At 38.4% G+C, this 16,993-nt stretch carries 19 protein-coding genes and 1 pseudogene; 6 read left to right on the top strand and 14 right to left on the bottom strand.

Features of this window, described 5'->3' with window-relative positions:
- Window positions 1-234: 234 nt before the first annotated feature.
- From N8M93_RS20245 to N8M93_RS20225, 5 genes and pseudogenes are all read right to left on the bottom strand, one after another.
- Entirely contained in the window at window positions 235-630 is a 396-nt protein-coding gene (locus tag N8M93_RS20245) for a VOC family protein (RefSeq protein WP_261134458.1), read from the bottom strand.
- 171 nt (window positions 631-801) lie between these two features.
- Window positions 802-1,173 (bottom strand): iron chaperone, encoded by a 372-nt coding sequence (locus N8M93_RS20240; protein ID WP_261134457.1) that lies wholly within the window; start codon window positions 1,171-1,173, stop codon window positions 802-804.
- 80 nt (window positions 1,174-1,253) lie between these two features.
- On the bottom strand, window positions 1,254-1,724 hold the full coding sequence (locus N8M93_RS20235) for a DinB family protein (RefSeq protein WP_261134456.1): 471 nt from the start codon (window positions 1,722-1,724) through the stop codon (window positions 1,254-1,256).
- Between the two features lie 57 nt (window positions 1,725-1,781).
- Window positions 1,782-2,175, bottom strand: a pseudogene (locus N8M93_RS20230) (VOC family protein).
- A gap of 263 nt (window positions 2,176-2,438) precedes the next feature.
- Window positions 2,439-3,716 carry a HAMP domain-containing sensor histidine kinase gene (locus tag N8M93_RS20225; RefSeq protein ID WP_261134455.1) on the bottom strand — a complete coding sequence of 426 codons (1,278 nt, stop codon included), beginning with the start codon at window positions 3,714-3,716 and terminating at the stop codon, window positions 2,439-2,441.
- A 221-nt stretch (window positions 3,717-3,937) separates the two neighbouring features.
- Between N8M93_RS20225 and N8M93_RS20220 the strand changes: the two genes are divergently transcribed.
- Complete coding sequence (locus N8M93_RS20220; protein ID WP_261134454.1) at window positions 3,938-4,714, top strand: sulfotransferase family protein; 777 nt, start codon at window positions 3,938-3,940, stop codon at window positions 4,712-4,714.
- A gap of 92 nt (window positions 4,715-4,806) precedes the next feature.
- Here N8M93_RS20220 and N8M93_RS20215 read toward each other — a convergent pair whose 3' ends face one another.
- Together N8M93_RS20215 and N8M93_RS20210 are read right to left on the bottom strand one after the other, a co-directional pair.
- Window positions 4,807-5,271, bottom strand: a complete 465-nt coding sequence (locus N8M93_RS20215; protein ID WP_261134453.1) for a phage tail protein — start codon at window positions 5,269-5,271, stop codon at window positions 4,807-4,809.
- Between the two features lie 23 nt (window positions 5,272-5,294).
- Entirely contained in the window at window positions 5,295-5,774 is a 480-nt protein-coding gene (locus N8M93_RS20210; RefSeq protein ID WP_261134452.1) for a GyrI-like domain-containing protein, read from the bottom strand.
- 109 nt (window positions 5,775-5,883) lie between these two features.
- On the opposite strand from N8M93_RS20210, the gene N8M93_RS20205 reads away from it, so the two are divergent.
- Window positions 5,884-6,819: a YafY family protein gene (locus N8M93_RS20205; RefSeq protein WP_261134451.1), complete on the top strand. Its 936-nt coding sequence runs from the start codon at window positions 5,884-5,886 to the stop codon at window positions 6,817-6,819.
- A 310-nt stretch (window positions 6,820-7,129) separates the two neighbouring features.
- On the opposite strand, the gene N8M93_RS20200 is transcribed toward N8M93_RS20205, so the two are convergent.
- Complete coding sequence (locus N8M93_RS20200; protein ID WP_261134450.1) at window positions 7,130-7,681, bottom strand: DUF3231 family protein; 552 nt, start codon at window positions 7,679-7,681, stop codon at window positions 7,130-7,132.
- A gap of 354 nt (window positions 7,682-8,035) precedes the next feature.
- Here N8M93_RS20200 and N8M93_RS20195 point away from each other — a divergent pair, with 354 nt between their 5' ends.
- Complete coding sequence (locus tag N8M93_RS20195) at window positions 8,036-9,184, top strand: S8 family peptidase (protein WP_261134449.1); 1,149 nt, start codon at window positions 8,036-8,038, stop codon at window positions 9,182-9,184.
- Between the two features lie 172 nt (window positions 9,185-9,356).
- Here the strand turns inward: N8M93_RS20195 and N8M93_RS20190 are convergent, their stop codons facing one another.
- Window positions 9,357-9,911 carry a GNAT family N-acetyltransferase gene (locus N8M93_RS20190; protein ID WP_261134448.1) on the bottom strand — a complete coding sequence of 185 codons (555 nt, stop codon included), beginning with the start codon at window positions 9,909-9,911 and terminating at the stop codon, window positions 9,357-9,359.
- A gap of 527 nt (window positions 9,912-10,438) precedes the next feature.
- On the opposite strand from N8M93_RS20190, the gene N8M93_RS20185 reads away from it, so the two are divergent.
- On the top strand, window positions 10,439-11,308 hold the full coding sequence (locus tag N8M93_RS20185; protein ID WP_261134446.1) for a DMT family transporter: 870 nt from the start codon (window positions 10,439-10,441) through the stop codon (window positions 11,306-11,308).
- 68 nt (window positions 11,309-11,376) lie between these two features.
- Here the strand turns inward: N8M93_RS20185 and N8M93_RS20180 are convergent, their stop codons facing one another.
- Window positions 11,377-11,829 (bottom strand): DUF1772 domain-containing protein, encoded by a 453-nt coding sequence (locus tag N8M93_RS20180; RefSeq protein WP_261134445.1) that lies wholly within the window; start codon window positions 11,827-11,829, stop codon window positions 11,377-11,379.
- Window positions 11,830-12,255: 426 nt separating this feature from the next.
- Here N8M93_RS20180 and N8M93_RS20175 point away from each other — a divergent pair, with 426 nt between their 5' ends.
- Entirely contained in the window at window positions 12,256-12,504 is a 249-nt protein-coding gene (locus tag N8M93_RS20175; protein WP_261134444.1) for a hypothetical protein, read from the top strand.
- A 242-nt stretch (window positions 12,505-12,746) separates the two neighbouring features.
- On the opposite strand, the gene N8M93_RS20170 is transcribed toward N8M93_RS20175, so the two are convergent.
- The gene (locus tag N8M93_RS20170; RefSeq protein ID WP_261134443.1) at window positions 12,747-14,192 is read right to left on the bottom strand and encodes an MDR family MFS transporter; all 1,446 of its coding nucleotides are present in this window, start codon (window positions 14,190-14,192) and stop codon (window positions 12,747-12,749) included.
- Window positions 14,193-14,341: 149 nt separating this feature from the next.
- Here N8M93_RS20170 and N8M93_RS20165 point away from each other — a divergent pair, with 149 nt between their 5' ends.
- On the top strand, window positions 14,342-14,671 hold the full coding sequence (locus N8M93_RS20165; RefSeq protein WP_261134442.1) for a helix-turn-helix domain-containing protein: 330 nt from the start codon (window positions 14,342-14,344) through the stop codon (window positions 14,669-14,671).
- A 389-nt stretch (window positions 14,672-15,060) separates the two neighbouring features.
- On the opposite strand, the gene N8M93_RS20160 is transcribed toward N8M93_RS20165, so the two are convergent.
- The 3 genes from N8M93_RS20160 to N8M93_RS20150 form a co-directional block, all read right to left on the bottom strand.
- On the bottom strand, window positions 15,061-15,528 hold the full coding sequence (locus tag N8M93_RS20160) for an SRPBCC family protein (RefSeq protein ID WP_261134441.1): 468 nt from the start codon (window positions 15,526-15,528) through the stop codon (window positions 15,061-15,063).
- 838 nt (window positions 15,529-16,366) lie between these two features.
- Window positions 16,367-16,615 carry a hypothetical protein gene (locus N8M93_RS20155; protein WP_261134440.1) on the bottom strand — a complete coding sequence of 83 codons (249 nt, stop codon included), beginning with the start codon at window positions 16,613-16,615 and terminating at the stop codon, window positions 16,367-16,369.
- A gap of 70 nt (window positions 16,616-16,685) precedes the next feature.
- A complete protein-coding gene (locus N8M93_RS20150; RefSeq protein ID WP_261134439.1) occupies window positions 16,686-16,907 on the bottom strand; it encodes a hypothetical protein in 222 nt (73 codons plus the stop codon).
- Between the last annotated feature and the right edge of the window lie 86 nt (window positions 16,908-16,993).

Raw genomic sequence — 16,993 nt, 5'->3', positions numbered from 1 at the left:
AGAAGGGCAACATTCCAATAAGACCCTTCTATGGTTCACCGCATCAATCATTAAAGGGACTAGTTCTTCTTGTTCACTATGATAAGGTTTCTCCATCAGAATTGCATAAAGAAAACTTTGGAAAGCCAAGCCTTATCGCAGGCTGAGCTTTAGTTGCTCTTATTATTGAAGAAAGTATTTACTTCAAAATGGTAAAAAAGAACCCTTGAGTTAGGGTTCTTTTAAAGTTACGATCTATTTCGCGTTCTCATCCGGTTGATGGATTCCAAAGATATTTCCTTCTGTATCCATGTAGTATCCCTGCCATGCCATTCCAGGCAAAGCATATTTAGGCATTGCGACCTTGCCTCCATTATTGATGATTTTCGATTCAATAGAATCGTAGTCTTCCACTCCCATTGTACAAGTATAGCCATTCATAGCCTGGTTCATTTCTGGAGGCGCACTTTGCCTCTGCATCAAGGCCCCGTTAATTCCAGGCTCTTTTTCATCCCCCGTTACAGCTCCGAAATAGGGCATTCCGGCAAACTCGCTCCAATCTTCAAATCTCCATCCAAAAACTTCTCCATAAAAATTCTTAGCCCGTTCCATGTCATCAACATGAATTTCAAAATGAACTGGTCTTCCCATGATTTCCTCCTAAATTTTAACTTCGATGATGTAACTTTCTTGTATGTATCCATCATTTGTATATTCTCACAAGAGACATATACTCCTTCTTTGATTTAAGCTTTGTCATCTTTTTTGTTGATATTTGCGAAAATCTCTTTCATAAAAAAGTGGTTGCTTACACGCATCGAGTCACTTCCGCCAAAAGGTTGGACTGTCTGCTTTATCTTGAATATTGAATTTAATGATTTTCTCCAGCAATTTGTAATTTACCGGCTGATTCCACCGAATTCGAAACAATCCTTTTGTAGAGCTGTAACCAGCTTGTGCAATTTCATCAGAAAAGTTCGTCATGGTTACTTCTTCTGGTGCGAAACTCATATGATGCTTCGCTGTGTCAATACCGATGATAAATGTGCCGTTATTCGTAAACATCGGGGTATTCCACTTGATTTCCTGCTTTAAATTCGGGAATTTCTTTGAGACCCATGCCAGAACCTCTTCTGTTCGGTCTCTATGTTCCGGATTATCAACTTGCGCTACATATTCTGCAAAAGTTTCCATGTTGTTCCCTCCTAAATATCGTTCAGAGAAGTTCACCCGGATCTGGCGCTAACTCGTTTTGTTCAATAAACGCTTTTTACTCAACGATGGGATGGCCAGGATCCTTGCATTTTTCTGATTTGAATAATTTGACCCGTATGATAGGCGTCGTGGAGAAAAATGTCCAGCAGCTTTTTCTCAAATGAATCTTGATCAAGCTTTTCTTCCGAAGTTTTACTCAGCGACTCTCGTAAACTATTATGAGCTCTCTCTGTACGTACAACGATTTTGTTCCATTCCTGATCATCGTCAATTGGTTTGGTGTAATGAAAGGTTTCATCACCATCAAGGTTTTGTGTCCACTCTCGTCCCTCCAGGTTTGCGGTGAGACGTTCCTTGTAGTACATGAGATGATTGACGTTTTCCCAGATTGATTTTGTCGCCTCTCCAGCTGGTTTCCAAATCGCTTGTTCAGCTGTGATTCCCTCAATTGCATGTTTGAACGGTGCATACCAACTTTCCTTTTCAAACGTAGTATCCAGTACATTTAAAATCAAGTTCATTCGAGTCACCATCATGCACTCCTTTTTTAATTTTTTAAAAATCAATGATGAAGATTGACAAAGCCTTTATTTAAGGAGGTTCAATTGCCAGGAAACACCGAAGCGATCATTCACCCAGCCGAATTTTTTGCTGAATCCCATCTAAAGGCATTAGTGCTTCTCCGCCTTCAAGGAGTTTCTGATAAAGTGTGTCAATTTCTTCTTCAGTATCACACACAATATAGGTGGAGAATGAAGGTGTAAACGAGAATTGATGTTTTACATAACTGTCGATGCACATGAATTCTCGCCCTTTTAATGTAAACGTAGCTTGCATAACGGTACCTTCATCGCCGGCTTCATTCGCGCCATATCGAACAATGCTTGTGATTTCTGAATCCTCAATAAGCGATGTATAGTAATTCATCGCTTCTTCTGCATTCCCTTCTTGAAACATCAAGAATGGTATAACTTTTTCCACAATCAATCTACTCCCTTCTATTTACCTTCACTTTTTAAAATCTTCATCTAATTCCTTTTCAATTTCCTCATTGCTGATCAATTTGATCTCTTCATCTGTTATATTAAAATGCTTTGTCATCATATTTAATTGCTGTTTCATGGTAGAAAGGCTGTAAATTACATATAGAATGAATAGTATGTTCAATGCAATCCAAATCAGTCGATTCCCTCTCCTTTCAATTTATGATATCTTGCTGTAAAGCCTTTAACAGTAGACTCTACTTAGACCTTCATACTAGACTGTTCTGTGATGGGAAAAGACAATGTGATCGTTGTCCCTTCGTTCAACTTGCTCCAAACATCTATCGTCCCTTTCATGACATGTACCAATTTGAAGACCGTCATCATTCCAAGCCCTGTTCCATTCTTACCTTTCAGGGAGAAATAAGGTTCGCCTAAGCGGGTTACCTGTTCTTCTGTCATACCAATTCCAGAATCCTTGATGACGATGAAAAGGTTCTGATCTTCTTCAAAACTGGTGATCGTCAATATTCCTCCTGATTCCATCGCTTCGATGCCATTTTTCAATATGTTGATCAATACTTGTTGGAATTTATTCGGTTCACCTGTGATCGAGTGTTTATGCAGTAAATCCACCTCAATCAAGACACCGTGATTGAGTGCGAGCGGCATGACGATCTCCGTGCTTCTGGTAATCTCTTCAGTGACATCCAATTCCATTTCTACTTCCGGATGGGGTTTAGCGAAAGTCAGGTATTGGTTGATGATGTCAGTAGCCCGATTGATTTCATTAACAGCGACCTTTGAAAGATCTTGATTCGTTTGTGTATCCATTGGGCTTTCATGAATCAACTGCAAGAATCCTTTTACAGTCGTCAATGGATTTCTGACTTCATGACTCATGCTCGCAGCAAGTTGACTGACAACATGCATTTTTTCATATTTAATTGATTCCAATTGAAGGATATAGGTTGTTCTAATCATTTCGTATAAATAAAAAACAAAGAAGGTGGATCCAGTCAACGTACCTGAATAAATGAAAAACGAAGTGAAATCGTGAAAGCCATAAAACAAAGAAGGTATCAAAAAGGCAAGGATAGAGTAACAAAACGAAAAAAATGAAAACCAATACACTCTTGTCGTCCATGGTTTAGATGATAATTTAGGAGCAACATACAGGATGACGAAACATGACAGTATCGTAAGGAAAACCGTGACGATGAACCCAGGTCCTAGAAGTGGAAAGCGGATCAATATCAGCGCGCCAGCTAACCCGAGCAACACCCTTTTCCCTCCGTATACTCCACCTAACAAAAATGGAATATAGCGTAAATCATAGACAAATCCATTATCCAGTTTTATAGATAGTGTAAGACTGAAGAAAATGAGAATCGCACAAGTGATGAAAATATGGAAAGGGTGGAACGGTAGTTTAGTAGTACCTTGTTTCGATAGTGTATGAAAATTAACTAACAAAATAATGATCAGTATGACAAGGAGGTTGATGAGTAAGCCATAAAAGAAATGGGAATTGTCCATTAGGAATGCCTCCAAAGCATAATACTTCATTCAAAAAATCTTTAATTCAAGATAAATTATAAGCCTAATTACCGCTCGTGTATATAAAAAAAGATTCGATGAAACCTATGATTTTCGATCATCCGGTTTAAAGTCCAGTTTCATTCACGTATTCTCCAATTTTAACATATTATGTTAAATCCAAGTAGTTGGACAATCCTAATGGAGGTAGAAAAATAGCTATGATCGATTCCCATCGACGCTTTGTTGCAAACAAGTTGATCACACCACCCCTCCCGCTTTTTGCCGATGAGTTTCCAATCCTATTTTTTTGGAGTCCGAAATGCGGTTGTACTTCACTCCTGAAGTGGTATCTCTATCAAATTGGACACCTGGAAAAGGCGAAGAATTATAATGAAATCCTTCATGCTTATCGATTGAAGGTGATTGAAAAACAAAAGAATCACACATTGAAGATTCGAAAGCACCTTTTACATGAAAGCAAAGATGTGTATAAACTCGTCCGTAATCCTTATACACGAGCGGTCAGTTCATTTCTCCATGCAGTCAGGAGCCCCGACCTTCTAACCGACATCGCCCCAGGTATGGAAAATGGATTAACGTTCAAACAATTTTTGTATCGAATTAAGAATATGGGAGTTGAACGGGGCCAAATCAATGGCCATATGGTTCAGCAATATTTGGATGGTGAAGAATCATTCATACGAAAATTCATCAAATTAGAGGAATTCAGCACATCGATAAGACAGATCGAAAAATCTTACAACCTTCTACAATCCCCTATAAACGACATCATCAAGTCACCCCATCATGTCACCGAAAAAATGAATGAAAATGACAATCGCAATTTCGCGGATATGAAAATGTCGGTACACTCTTTTTCTCAACCATTACCTCCCTACAGAAATTTCTACGATCAAGAATCAGAGAATTTAGTGAGAGAAATCTATGTGAAGGATTTTATTAGGTATGGCTACGATCAAAAGATCATCTCTTGAGTTTCGAGGGATATAAATCATACATTTTTCCCAAGCAGAGTCGGGTATGAATTCACAAGAAAAAGAGCTCAGTATCAGAGCTCTTTCTTACTTCAATATTCGCCTTTAATTACAAAAAAGGAGCCCCGGATTGTTCCAGCTAGTTTAGACTTCTGCCTGGCAAACTTGAAATTCCCATCTAATTCCTTTGGGATCTCCATCCCCTCAGAAAGCTTAAAACCCACTGCTCGTTTCTTAGGGTCATCAACTGTATACATGACATTAACCCCAAGACCGTCCTCATAAAAGACGTAGGCAAATTTGATATTTTTCACTTGAAAACGTGATGTTTCCAAAGGTTTTGCCGCAAACTCAATATCTCGTTCTTCTTTCAAAATCCGGTTTACATAATCAAGGGTCTCCTGGCTTTCGCTAGCTGGCACAACCGTAAATTCATGCTTATATTTGTTCATGAAGTACCGGGCCTCATTCGCACGTAAACCAGCAAGCGCTGCCTCCACTGGTGAAGACTCTAAACCAACCGCAGACACATTTTTAAAATCAACAGCATAGGACATTTCCATCTCTCCCTTTACTCTGTTTATTTCCTGACAACTGGAATCCACATTTCACCAAAAACCAAGCCGTTTCGCTGCCCCATCTCAACCGATGCATTCGGACCGCCAACATAGGAAAAATCCGCTACTTTTGGCAACACTTGACCAAAGGCAATGCCAGTAAGCGTATTATTCAGTTCATCAGCCGTCTTCCCTTTCCCTTTGACAACCAGGTATTCCCCTTTAGGAAATTGGATCACTCTGGCTTCTTCTGGTGCCGATGCCTCAGTCATGACGCCAGCATAATGCATCATCTTGTTATTCACCGCTTCGTTCACGGCAAAAATGTAGTCATTTTCTGCGATGGACTTTAAATGATCAAGTCTTCCATCTTCATTGACGGCTTGCCAGAAATCTGCCTTTTCCTTGTTCACCCCAGCAAAGTCTGTGTAATCGCTCTTGATCTCTGTCCCTAATCCGATAACGGTAAAGCTGTCTTTTTCTTCAAGGGTATAATTTGCCATGTTCAAAACCTTCCTCTTTTTTAGATTTATCAAATGATTGTTTTCATCACTTGATAGGTATATCATAATCTTAAACCATGTCAAAAAATGATACTGTTTAGGAGCTCCGATGAAAAAAGTTGAACGGATCAATACCATCATGCGTTATATCAACAACCGCGCCCACTTTACAATTTCTGAAATCATGCAAGAATTCAACATCTCTCGCTCGACAGCTATTCGAGATATCAGGGAAATCGAGTCCATGGGCATGCCACTTGTCGCTGAAGTTGGAAGGGATGGGGGTTATTTTGTCATGCCCAACTCTGTCCTGCCCGATGTCCACTTTACCGATAGTGAGGTCAAAGCTCTTTTTATTGCGTTTATGGCCACAAGAAATCAACAACTCCCCTATCTGAAGAGTCGTCAGTCTTTAGCTGAAAAATTACTTGGCCTTATCTCAGAAACCCAGCAAGATGACCTTGTCCTCTTAAATCAGATCTTGCTTTTTGCAGGGACCAACCCCCATAATCCCGACCTGCTTGACCTTACAGACCTCCCCCATCCCATACTAGAAAAACTCATCCAAATCCTTCTTTCGGATCGCTATTTATTGATCACCATCAAAGAAGAGAAGGTGATAAAGTCATATCCAATCTATCTCTTGCATCTCTATCATGAAAAAAGCTTTTGGTTGATTGAAGGCTATGATTTGAAGGAAGAAAAGAAGCAAATTTTCCCTGTCGACCATCTCATCGATGTCGAACCCTATCCGACGAAAAAAAGATTGAGTAAGAAGAAAATTTCAGAAAAACTAAGGAAGCAGGAAGAAGAAACCAACCTTGTCCTTGAACTTGGTCCAAAAGCGTTATCCCAGTTCAAGAAATACCACCCTATAAAAGTTTCAATTTCCTATACGAATCCATACCAGACCACAGCCATTCTAAAGACTTTCATCAATGTCAATAAGCCCGAAGAAATGACCGAAATGACAAATTGGCTGCTTTTCCTTGGTGAGGATATCAAGGTAAGGGAAGTGCCAGAAGAAATGTTAGAAGGTTTATAAAAGAGATTACACTTTTTGGGCGAATAAGCAGTGACCTACCTTTTAGACATAAAAACACCCCTTTAGTCCATTATCCAAAGGGGTGAAACAATGTACCCTTTTCAAAAAGGCACATCTTTCTTTCAAACTACACCATCTTCCTCTTTTAGATGCACCATTTACTGAAGTTTGATGAATACACAAGAACTACAGAAATGTCCGTTATCAGAGCCTGAATAAAAATAAATCCAGCCCGATCATTATAACTGGATTCTCTTTTACAAGGAGAGTTTTCAATTAACCAAACTTAGAATTACCCTTTATGTTGGTTTTAGTTTTGTTTTGGTAACCCTGGTGGAGAGTAATAAGGTGGGACTTTCAGCCAACCTCTTTTCCTTAACAATGTTTTAGTGGTAGCCCCAAACGTTAGCATTTCAGTATAAAACTCTGTCCATATGATACCTACATCTGTCCGGATTGTTTGTGAATTGGCCATTGCACACTCAACGGCAGCAGTCGCAATTTTTAAAGATACACCATTTGCAATCTCATCATCTGTCAGTTTTGATCCAAGTGGAATTTCATTTGAATCAGAAATAGGCTTTTTTGGTGGGCTAGGTGGAAGGGGGATCCCCTCTTTTTGCATAAAATCAGATAGCCTTTGGGACTGGCTTTCACACAGTTTTTTAGCGTCTTTCAATAGTTCTTTTAAATCATTATCAGTAGTTGTATTGAGACCTATTTCTTCATATCTAATTGCTTCATTTATTACGGCTAAGTATGTCCAGACACCCGTCACTTCTCCAACATGCAGAGGGTTTTTAGGTTCATCATCGACTAATGTTTTTAAAGTATTCCAAGCTGCTTCAAAAGGGTTAGACATTTTTTACCTCCTTACTATTTCACTCCTATTTTAATTTTTCCAAACAGAATAAAAAAATTCTTATTTTTAAACCATGACAGCCATTACTACAAACCTTGTTTAATTAAACACAAAACTTTTATTATAACACTAATTTTGGAGCTTGTTGATTGGGAAAGTAAGGTGTTTTTTTACCTTTTTAACCCCAGTTCGTGACCAAATATTTCCCAATATTGTTATCTTTAGGTTCATGGTACTATTAAATTAATAATAGTCTAACTTTTCTGACATACATATGAGGGGCCCGGGACCTGAGCACCACGAGCACATAGTTTGATTATTAAAAGTTTTAAAAACATGATTGGAGGAAAAGGAATGAAAGCTACATTAAGAACATTAAGTGCTGTATTCAGCCTGGTTCTAGTTCTATCCTTATTGGTTGGAAACTTACATTTCTCTGCACCGTCTGCATCTGCCGCATCGGTAGACAAAGGACCGAAAGACTTCCTCGTTGGTTTTAAATCAGATATTCAAACAGCTCAGATCAATAACATAAAAAAATTAGGAGGACAGGTTAAGCATCAGTATAAATTCATGGATACTATGCTTGTTTCCTTGCCTGAAAAAGCGGCTGAAGCTCTTAAGAAGAACCCTAATGTGTCTTATGTTGAAGAAGACCAGATGGCTTATGCAATTGGACAAACAACGCCATGGGGCATTCCCCACATAAAAGCAGATCAAGTTCATGCGACTGGTAACACTGGCTCTGGTGTTAAAGTTGCTGTTTTAGATACAGGCATCGACGCTAACCACGAAGATCTTAACGTGAGCGGCGGAGCGAGCTTCGTCTCTGGTGAGCCTGATCCCTTTTCAGACGGCAATGGTCATGGGACGCACGTTGCAGGTACAGTTGCTGGACTGAATAATACCGTTGGCGTCATTGGTGTTGCACATTCAGCTAGTCTATATGCCGTAAAAGTACTAGACAGCTCTGGCAGCGGAACTTACAGCGGAATTATTCAAGGAATTGAGTGGGCAGTGGCCAACAACATGGATGTAATCAATATGAGTTTAGGAGGCAGTTCTGGTTCAACTGCACTTAAAGATGCTAATGACAACGCTTACAACTCAGGTGTGTTAGTCGTTGCAGCAGCTGGAAATTCTGGAACAAGAGGCAAACGGAACACCATCGGCTATCCGGCAAAATATGCTTCTGTAATGGCAGTTGGTGCAGTAGATTCCAGCAACAACCGCGCATCGTTCTCAAGCGTAGGATCTGAGCTGGAAGTAATGGCTCCAGGTGTCAACATTTTAAGCTCTGTCCCAGGTAATAGCTATGACAGCTATAATGGAACCTCTATGGCTTCTCCTCACGTGGCTGGAGCAGCTGCTCTTATCTTTGCAGGTAACCCTGGGTTATCAAATGTAGATGTTCGTCAAAAACTTAATGATACCGCCATACCCCTTGGAGATTCCTTCTATTATGGTAACGGCGTAATCGATGTGTACGCAGCGACAAGATAATAAGTAAGTAAAAAGCATGAATCGATATCTACGATTCATGCTTTTTTATCATCTCATTCATACCCAAGAATCAGCTTACTAGCGCAATCCAATACTTTAGAATTGGTCCCCGATTGCGGAATGGCTTATTACAGAAATGCTTACTCGATCCTTAATAAATACTGTTACCGAATCACACATTTTTTTTAGCAAACTCGTTTTTCAGTATCGAATAGACCTTTGAATCATAACTGTTTCCTTTGACAAACACATCACTTCTTAATGTACCTTCGTATGTCATTCCCAGCTTTTTCATTACCTTTTCTGATGCTTTGTTCGTATGCATACACATTCCTTCTATTCTAATTAAATCAAACTCATTAAAACCGATGTCAATCAATTTTTCTAATGCCTCTGTTACGTAACCTTTACTCCAGTAGTTACTACGAATAACTGCTCCTACTGAAGCTCTTCTATGTTCCAAATTCAAAATGTACAAACCCGAAGTTCCAATAATATACTGGTTATCTTTGTTTATGATTGAATAAACTATCGCTTTATTTTCAACCATTTGATCCAGAAGTCTGTTTATTAGTGTTTCTGTTTCAGATAATGTCAAATGGGTTTCTCTTGGAACATAGTGAGTTGTTTCTTTATCGCTATAAACTGTAAATAATTGATCTCTATGCTCTATTGATATGGGAACCAGCTTAAGTCGTTTCGTTTCGATAATTTTCGGTTGTTTCATCTACATCGTCCATTTATCTTTAATGAACGTGTAACAGTTCTAAAATGATCAGGTTTTCTTCCCAAATCGCCCCCCGTTTGTGAAGACTTGAAGCCAAGGCAAGCTCTCACCAACCTCGAGACTTAAAACAATGAGAGGCAGAAACAAATTCATCAGAGCTGAATGAACGCTTTGATGGATTTGTTTATACACAATAAAAGCGCATGCTCTATTGAATAATCGCCCTTGTTGAAAACTCGAAATTGAAATAACTTTGAAGCTGTCAGTAATATTGACCTTCACTGTATTCACCTTTCCCCCTTGATCGTAAAGTTTCATCCTTTCAAATTGCATGCGAGCTGACTCAGGTTTAGTTAAGAGAAATTAAAGGAATTACCATCTACACCCTTTTTAAAAAACTTATGTTTGATCAGGAACGTAAAGAGGATTGATTGGCCCTTGGATTTACTTTATTAAGGTTACGTTTGATTTCTTTTCTAATAGCGTGATCAAAATTCGTACCATTACGTATCTTTAGGAGGCACACGATGAGATTTGCAGGTGTAGGCTTGGTTATGCTAGCCGCTATATGCTGGGGCATTAGTGGGGGAATTGCCGATATTTTAATGAACAAGGGCTGGAATCCTATTGTGATTTCCCTTTACCGAGGGGCTGTTGGTTTTATATGTTTTTTCGCGTGGTTCCTCTTTCGCTTTAGACAAAATTGGATCTTCTCTACTCGTTTATACATATGGTCCTTATTGGCGGGTGTTGGTGTTGCTGGAAATTTCACTTTTTATTTTCTCAGTATCCAAGCCTCAAGCATTGCTGTTGCCGCTACTTTAATGTATACCGCACCTGTGTTCGTCCTTTTAATCTCCTTTTTATTAAGACTAGAACGTTCGACCTGGTTTAAGTGGGGGTGCATTTCTGGTGTACTTATGGGGATTATCCTTCTTACAGGTGCCTACAACACCGATTCGATTTCAGTGAGTTTTCTAGGAGCTACAGCGGGGCTTGCTGCCGGCCTTTCCTATGCATTGTTTATATTCGGGTTTAAAAATGCCTCTTCAATCGGAAGGCCGCAGATCACCTTAACCATCGCCTTTTTTTCATTTTGTCTCATCCTTTTTCTTTTTACGGACAATGATGAAGCAGCTAGTGTGTTGACGTCAAGCGACATAGGATGGTTTCTTCTATTAGGGATCGTGGGGGCTGGAATTTCATTTATATTTTATGTGATTGGCATTCGGTGGACTGCCCCTACAACTGCTTCGATGGTCGCTATGGTAGAGCCAGTGACAGCTTCATTATTTGGCGTTCTGCTTATCGGAGATCATTTGACCACCATTCAACTTCTTGGAATGGTACTCATCCTGGTTACGATCACCGTACTTAGTGTGAAGCAGTCCGACTGAGAAAGTTTATTTCCAGTAAACGAATTCAAATTATTTATGTAAAAAAAGTTAATCCATTTCAATAATAATCAAATTGTAACTGAGAAACAAAGTAACACGAAGCCGATAAGAAGCAACCAAGAACGAATAGATTGAAAGAACATCCATCGTTTTCTTATCACCTTCCAATCAGTGGGTGGATTTTCTGCATCCCACTCTTTGACTGCCTTATTAAGAGGAACGTTATATCTAATAGTTATTATTGTTGCCAAAATGAACATTCCAGCAGAGGAAAAACGACTTATTAATTCAATACCTCCAACTTCTTTAGCAAATAGTGCGAAGGACAAGGTAAGAATAACACTTAGGGGCATAAATACTGGCATAATAAGTCCATATGTTTTCAGTGAACCTTGTTCAAAACGTATATGTTGCTTTTGAGGTAATTGACGAATAACTGGATGTACTAAAGCGTAGGAAGTAAACTCTGCACAGGCAGTGAAACCTGCTATCATAATAGTAATAAAACCTAAAATATCCAAATTGCACCAACCCCTATAATACAAATAATCATATATTCTAATTATACATTAGATTGATATTGATTTTTAACTAACCTTTTGCCGAAGATGCTTTGAAGAAACCCAAGGCGGCTGCTTGTCCCTTTCTAGAATAACGTCGTTCAAGAAGGAAATATTCCATAGGCTCCGTATAATGAACGTAGTTATTTTTCTTATTGTATGAGAAGACAAGTTTAATGAATCATAAAGATCCTTACATTATATGGTAGACTGAATTTCAAAAGATGATAAACTGGCTGTGAATTAAGCTTGGCAAACGTTCGAGTCCGTGATTAATTGAGTAAAAAGTAAGGCAATACCTCCCTCTTTGAGGGGTGTTCCATACATAAGGAGGTATCCACCTTGGAGAAGGAATTAGAAAAGGTCAAAAAGCGAACATAAAAGCGATTGGAACAGTACCGAAGCAGAGACGGCAACTCAACAGCATATAACGATGCGATGGACCATCTCGGTCGTATTGAAGGGTATCCAACCAAAAACCTTTCCAAAGTGAACATGAAAAAACTTCCGGCACCCATTCGCATCTTCGGCTATCTTACATTCGGGGCAATGGCTTTGACCTTAGTACTGATTGTCGTACTCAGCATATGGAATTGGGTCATGAATTTTTTAGAAAGACAGGGGTTCTTTTTCTAAACGAGTATGAGAAGTGGGTTCCGAGCCTTAATAGTTGTTTTGATCTGATCTTTTTTACGTAACGCCATTATTGCTCAATCCTGCCACTTTAGTTTAAGTGTAGGATTTCACAAACAATATTTATCTCTATTTTTACTCTTCCTGGTTTCTCAACAATCCCCCCGGAATAACTGAACATTGGACGCAATCCAATCTTCTTGAATTGCGCCACATAATGCTTCTTGTGAAAAACCGTGTCTGATTCATTGAGATCCACTCACCTCTTTACCCGATTCTAATACCGGTTGTGGTATACGGATAAACATTGCAAGTATTGTTCCAGTTATCGCTATCGACATAATGAATACAAATGTATTCCCAAAAGCCAAAGACCATGCTTCAAGTTTGAGGACACCGGTATTCAAATGATTTGATAGATTCGTCATTAGAAGGGTTGCTGATCCTGCCACTGCAAATGATGACATCACTTGCTGCATTGCACCTGTTAATGCAGAAATACGACCCGATAACTTTTTAGGAGCGCTTTGAAATAGATGCGTATTTATTGGCATCATCGATAGCCCTACCCCGGTCCCAAGTAGAACCAAAGCTATTATGATCTTCCCAATACCGTCTTCAGGTGTGGTAAGGGTGAAAATCCAGGCAGATATGGCTACTGAGGCCATGCCTGCAATTGCCAGTGGCCGAGCCCCGAATTTATCAAATAAACGACTTGCAAACATAATGACAAGTGCTGATGTTAATGCTTCAATTGCCATGGTGAGGCCCGTTTCGAACGCGGTATATCCCTTTGCATTTTGTAAAAACTGAGGAATAAGAAACGAACTGCCATAAAGAGCGAGAAAAGCTACCCACTGTACCAGAATCCCCTGTGTAAAATTGGATGAACGGAACACTCGCAATTCAAGCAATGGATGTTTGCGTCTCAATTGAACGAAGACAAACAGGATAAGAGCGACGCCCCCAACCAAAAGACCAGTAATGGTAGAGGTAGATCCCCAATTGTTCCCCCCTTCACTAATGCCAAAACACAGCCCTCCAAAAGCGATCGGAGACAGAACCATACCCAACTTATCAAGGGGAGCAGCGTCATGCTTCATAGTTTTTGGCAACTTATAAACTCCGATACATACAGCAAGGATTCCTATTGGGATGTTGATTAAAAACACCCAATGCCAAGTGATGAAGTCGATCATCCAGCCAGACACCACTGGTCCTAAAGCAGGAGCCAGTAACATAGGGGCTGTAACGATGCCCATAACAGCACCCTGTTTATCCGGAGGAGCAATCCTATATGTGAAAGCGAATGCGACAGGCAATACCATTCCGCCCCCTACTCCCTGAACAATACGAAACCAAATCAATTGTTCGATTGTAACTGATAAGGCACATAATAGAGAGCCTATTGTAAACAGGGCAATACTGATGAGGAAAATCTGCTTGGTGCCAAAACGATCGGTCATCCAACCTGCTATGGGAACCACAGCAGCTTGGGCTAACGTATAGGCAGTTATTGTCCACTGGACCGTGGCGTATGAACTTGTAAAATCTGAAACCAAGCTTGGAACCATCACATTCAAAGCTGTAGCATCCAGAACAACCATAAACATCCCAAGTACAATTACTATTAAAGGTCCTATTATGGACTGTATCGATTGTTGATCCATAGATGATGTGGAGTTGGACATATTATTTTTCTCTCCTATCTTTTTATTTTTATAAGGCGGGTACATTGTTATTGTAATCAGGTAAGTGTATTATTTAAAGAAGGCAATTTTTATATATATTGTTTCAATAAATAAACTTACTTTATTTTTTAAAGTGGAAGGGGATTATTATGAAAACATCTCCAGATGAAAAGAAATGTTGGTTTGCGGTTGGCGATGTATTACAAATTTTAGGTGGAAAATGGGCTTTTTTGGTCCTTGCAGAATTGTATAAAGACTCACAGCGATTTAATGAATTACGAAGGAATTTGGATAATATTAATACAAAATCGTTAACTGATACCCTGCGCCACTTGGAACAGAACGGTATGATTCAACGTAAAGTGTTTCCAACCGTTCCTGTAACAGTGGAATATTCTTTAACAACAAAAGGAAAAGATTTTCAAAGTGTATTGATTGAAATGCGCAATTGGAGACAAAGATGGGAAAAGGAAAAATGATAAAAATCAAGCCAGCTATTCTAGTCATTAGAACAAGCTGGCTTGATTTTATCTCCAAAACTTTTACAAAGCAGAAATACGTATTATGGTAGCAAACTTTTCCAAAATCCTGCACAATAGTTGGATATCAAGCAAAAAAAGGCGTTATCCTTTGTTAGATCAACGGCCCCTTATATTGAACAAAGTAATCATGTTCAAAGATTATTCTTTTTACTATTATGATGAACCAATAGGTTTCCTATTTTATATTTAAGCCTTGATCATTATTCAAAATTGTATCCTACCTCTACCTTTAGGATTGTTGCTGCTACGGTCTGAGCTGTTTACAAACATGCCAAAAAAATTAGCAGTTCAACCCTAGGGAGTTCGGACTGCCGTTAAAGCGAATTTTATTGGTTGACGTTAGCATCAGGGAACTTGTCGGCCACTAGATTCAAAACAATACCGTGTTCTAGAAACGCTTTCAATCCGCAAAGTACAATCGTAAATCCTCCTGTGGAATCAATAACTTGATTTACGATCTCTTCCCGTTCTCCCTGAAACCCTGCATTAGTAATTGTAACAAACGTTTCGTTCTCTGCACGAGGTGTAAAAATCCACTCGACCGTTGTGTTGTCATCAAATTCAATAAGGATTCGTTTGTTTTCCTCAATCGCTTTTACAACAAGATCAGCACCGACACCATACATCTCCCAGTCCCAACGGATTCGCTTTTCCTGCTCTAATCTTCCGCTACTTTTAGTGAACCAAAATTTCGTAGTTATCTCAGGGTCGATAAAAGCCTCAAACACCTTATTAACCGGTTTTCGAATAAGCATTTCTACTTTTGCATTCGTTACAATTTTCGAGGTTGACATTATGTTTGCTCCTTTCCTTCGTATATAGTGCTAAGTATTATATCCTTAAACAAGGGTAAATTGAAGAGCCCAAAGCAACTAGTTATTCTCTTCTGCCAGTGTTGGGATTTTATTGCCGAACCTAAGAAATCTTTCACTTCTTCTAATTCCATTTCTCTTTCCTCCGAATCATAATTAACCATAGTTCCCTTTTCTGGCATAATTACAAATTCAAGATGAACTATCTGATTTCCTTCCTCCAGAATCTGTCCCTAATTCGGAAAACGGACATATACATATTCAAGAAGTGCCCCCGTTTCTTTAACAAGGTGCCGTTTTATTCTCGTTTATCCTCGTCTTCATTAAGAACTTTCAATAAGCTAATAATTTCTTGGTTTTGTTCTATTTGCTTATCAGAATTTATCTTTATAAGACGAATCCACCTAATTGTAAAAATCATCAATACAATGAAAAGAACACTAAAAAATTCCACTGACTCTATACCCCCATTAATATCGAATCCTATTAGTTTACTTACATATTTAAAATGATATATGTATTATTGAAATTACTTCTGTTAAAGCTCCCTTTTATGGAGTAAAGACCAACCATTCAATAAAGGGTTGTTTAGCCCATTGTAAAAGAGAAAAATAAAGAAAAAGCAAGCGCAACAATAACATCGTGTTTAATTGTTGTTTTTATAGTCGGCATCCAATTAATATAACTTGAAAGGCTTATAAGTCTAGCCACAATGAAAAGAATAATAAAATAGCTTAATAATGTTAGTAACATATGTTATCTCCTCGTTATTTTTATATAGGTCCTTAATATTAAAGAAATGCTCCCGTTTGCTTAACAATTAATTAACCATATTTAAGAACATATCTTTCTCTTTCTTATCATTTTTAATCTTATTAACTATATTCTTTTGAGATAAATACTTTCTTACTTTTCCGTTCTGTGTAATTTGTTCATATACGAATGCATTTCCATATAAATCATTGAACCATTTTTCTTTTCTGAGATTTTTTACATTACGTTGAAATTGTATTTCATCAGGACTTACTCCTATAAATAATCCAAAAATAAAATCAAAAACCGTTCTCACAGTTTTCACCTCACTATTTACTTAAAATTTTTAATGAAATCACCCTTAAGTGGACTAAGGTATAAGACTTTTATTTCTTAAAAATAGTGTCATTAATCTTCTCCTCAAAGTTTTCGGTTTCTTTGTCAGACATAATTAATGAAGAAATAAAAATATAACCTAAAACGCTTGAAACCATTCCCCATATAGCCATCTCAAAAATATCTTTAAATTCACTTATAAAGAATAAGCAGAAAAATATAGTTGTCCCTACTATAAAACTGATAAAACCTTTAATAATAGTTTTATTCATTTCCCTTATCCCCTCCATTTCAAAATCCAGAAAGTTTTATTCCAGAATCCTGCTCAACTGTTATGTAATGGGAGCAGCAGCTTATG

This window comes from Bacillus sp. Marseille-Q3570, assembly GCF_946151055.1.
GTDB lineage: Bacteria > Bacillota > Bacilli > Bacillales > Fictibacillaceae > Pseudalkalibacillus.
Note: the sequence above shows the minus strand (reverse complement) of the source record. Positions and strands in the feature narration are given on the sequence as shown.

What these genes read in the sequence shown, in the direction of transcription:
- N8M93_RS20205 (WP_261134451.1), top strand. Translation starts at nt 5,884, where the DNA reads ATGAAAAAAGTTGAACGGATCAATACCATCATGCGTTATATCAACAAC.
- N8M93_RS20215 (WP_261134453.1), bottom strand. Translation starts at nt 5,271, where the DNA reads ATGTCCTATGCTGTTGATTTTAAAAATGTGTCTGCGGTTGGTTTAGAG.
- N8M93_RS20165 (WP_261134442.1), top strand. Translation starts at nt 14,342, where the DNA reads ATGAAAACATCTCCAGATGAAAAGAAATGTTGGTTTGCGGTTGGCGAT.
- N8M93_RS20150 (WP_261134439.1), bottom strand. Translation starts at nt 16,907, where the DNA reads ATGAATAAAACTATTATTAAAGGTTTTATCAGTTTTATAGTAGGGACA.
- N8M93_RS20245 (WP_261134458.1), bottom strand. Translation starts at nt 630, where the DNA reads ATGGGAAGACCAGTTCATTTTGAAATTCATGTTGATGACATGGAACGG.
- N8M93_RS20170 (WP_261134443.1), bottom strand. Translation starts at nt 14,192, where the DNA reads ATGTCCAACTCCACATCATCTATGGATCAACAATCGATACAGTCCATA.
- N8M93_RS20210 (WP_261134452.1), bottom strand. Translation starts at nt 5,774, where the DNA reads ATGGCAAATTATACCCTTGAAGAAAAAGACAGCTTTACCGTTATCGGA.
- N8M93_RS20200 (WP_261134450.1), bottom strand. Translation starts at nt 7,681, where the DNA reads ATGTCTAACCCTTTTGAAGCAGCTTGGAATACTTTAAAAACATTAGTC.
- N8M93_RS20220 (WP_261134454.1), top strand. Translation starts at nt 3,938, where the DNA reads ATGATCGATTCCCATCGACGCTTTGTTGCAAACAAGTTGATCACACCA.
- N8M93_RS20190 (WP_261134448.1), bottom strand. Translation starts at nt 9,911, where the DNA reads ATGAAACAACCGAAAATTATCGAAACGAAACGACTTAAGCTGGTTCCC.
- N8M93_RS20160 (WP_261134441.1), bottom strand. Translation starts at nt 15,528, where the DNA reads ATGTCAACCTCGAAAATTGTAACGAATGCAAAAGTAGAAATGCTTATT.
- N8M93_RS20225 (WP_261134455.1), bottom strand. Translation starts at nt 3,716, where the DNA reads ATGGACAATTCCCATTTCTTTTATGGCTTACTCATCAACCTCCTTGTC.
- N8M93_RS20185 (WP_261134446.1), top strand. Translation starts at nt 10,439, where the DNA reads ATGAGATTTGCAGGTGTAGGCTTGGTTATGCTAGCCGCTATATGCTGG.
- N8M93_RS20195 (WP_261134449.1), top strand. Translation starts at nt 8,036, where the DNA reads ATGAAAGCTACATTAAGAACATTAAGTGCTGTATTCAGCCTGGTTCTA.
- N8M93_RS20240 (WP_261134457.1), bottom strand. Translation starts at nt 1,173, where the DNA reads ATGGAAACTTTTGCAGAATATGTAGCGCAAGTTGATAATCCGGAACAT.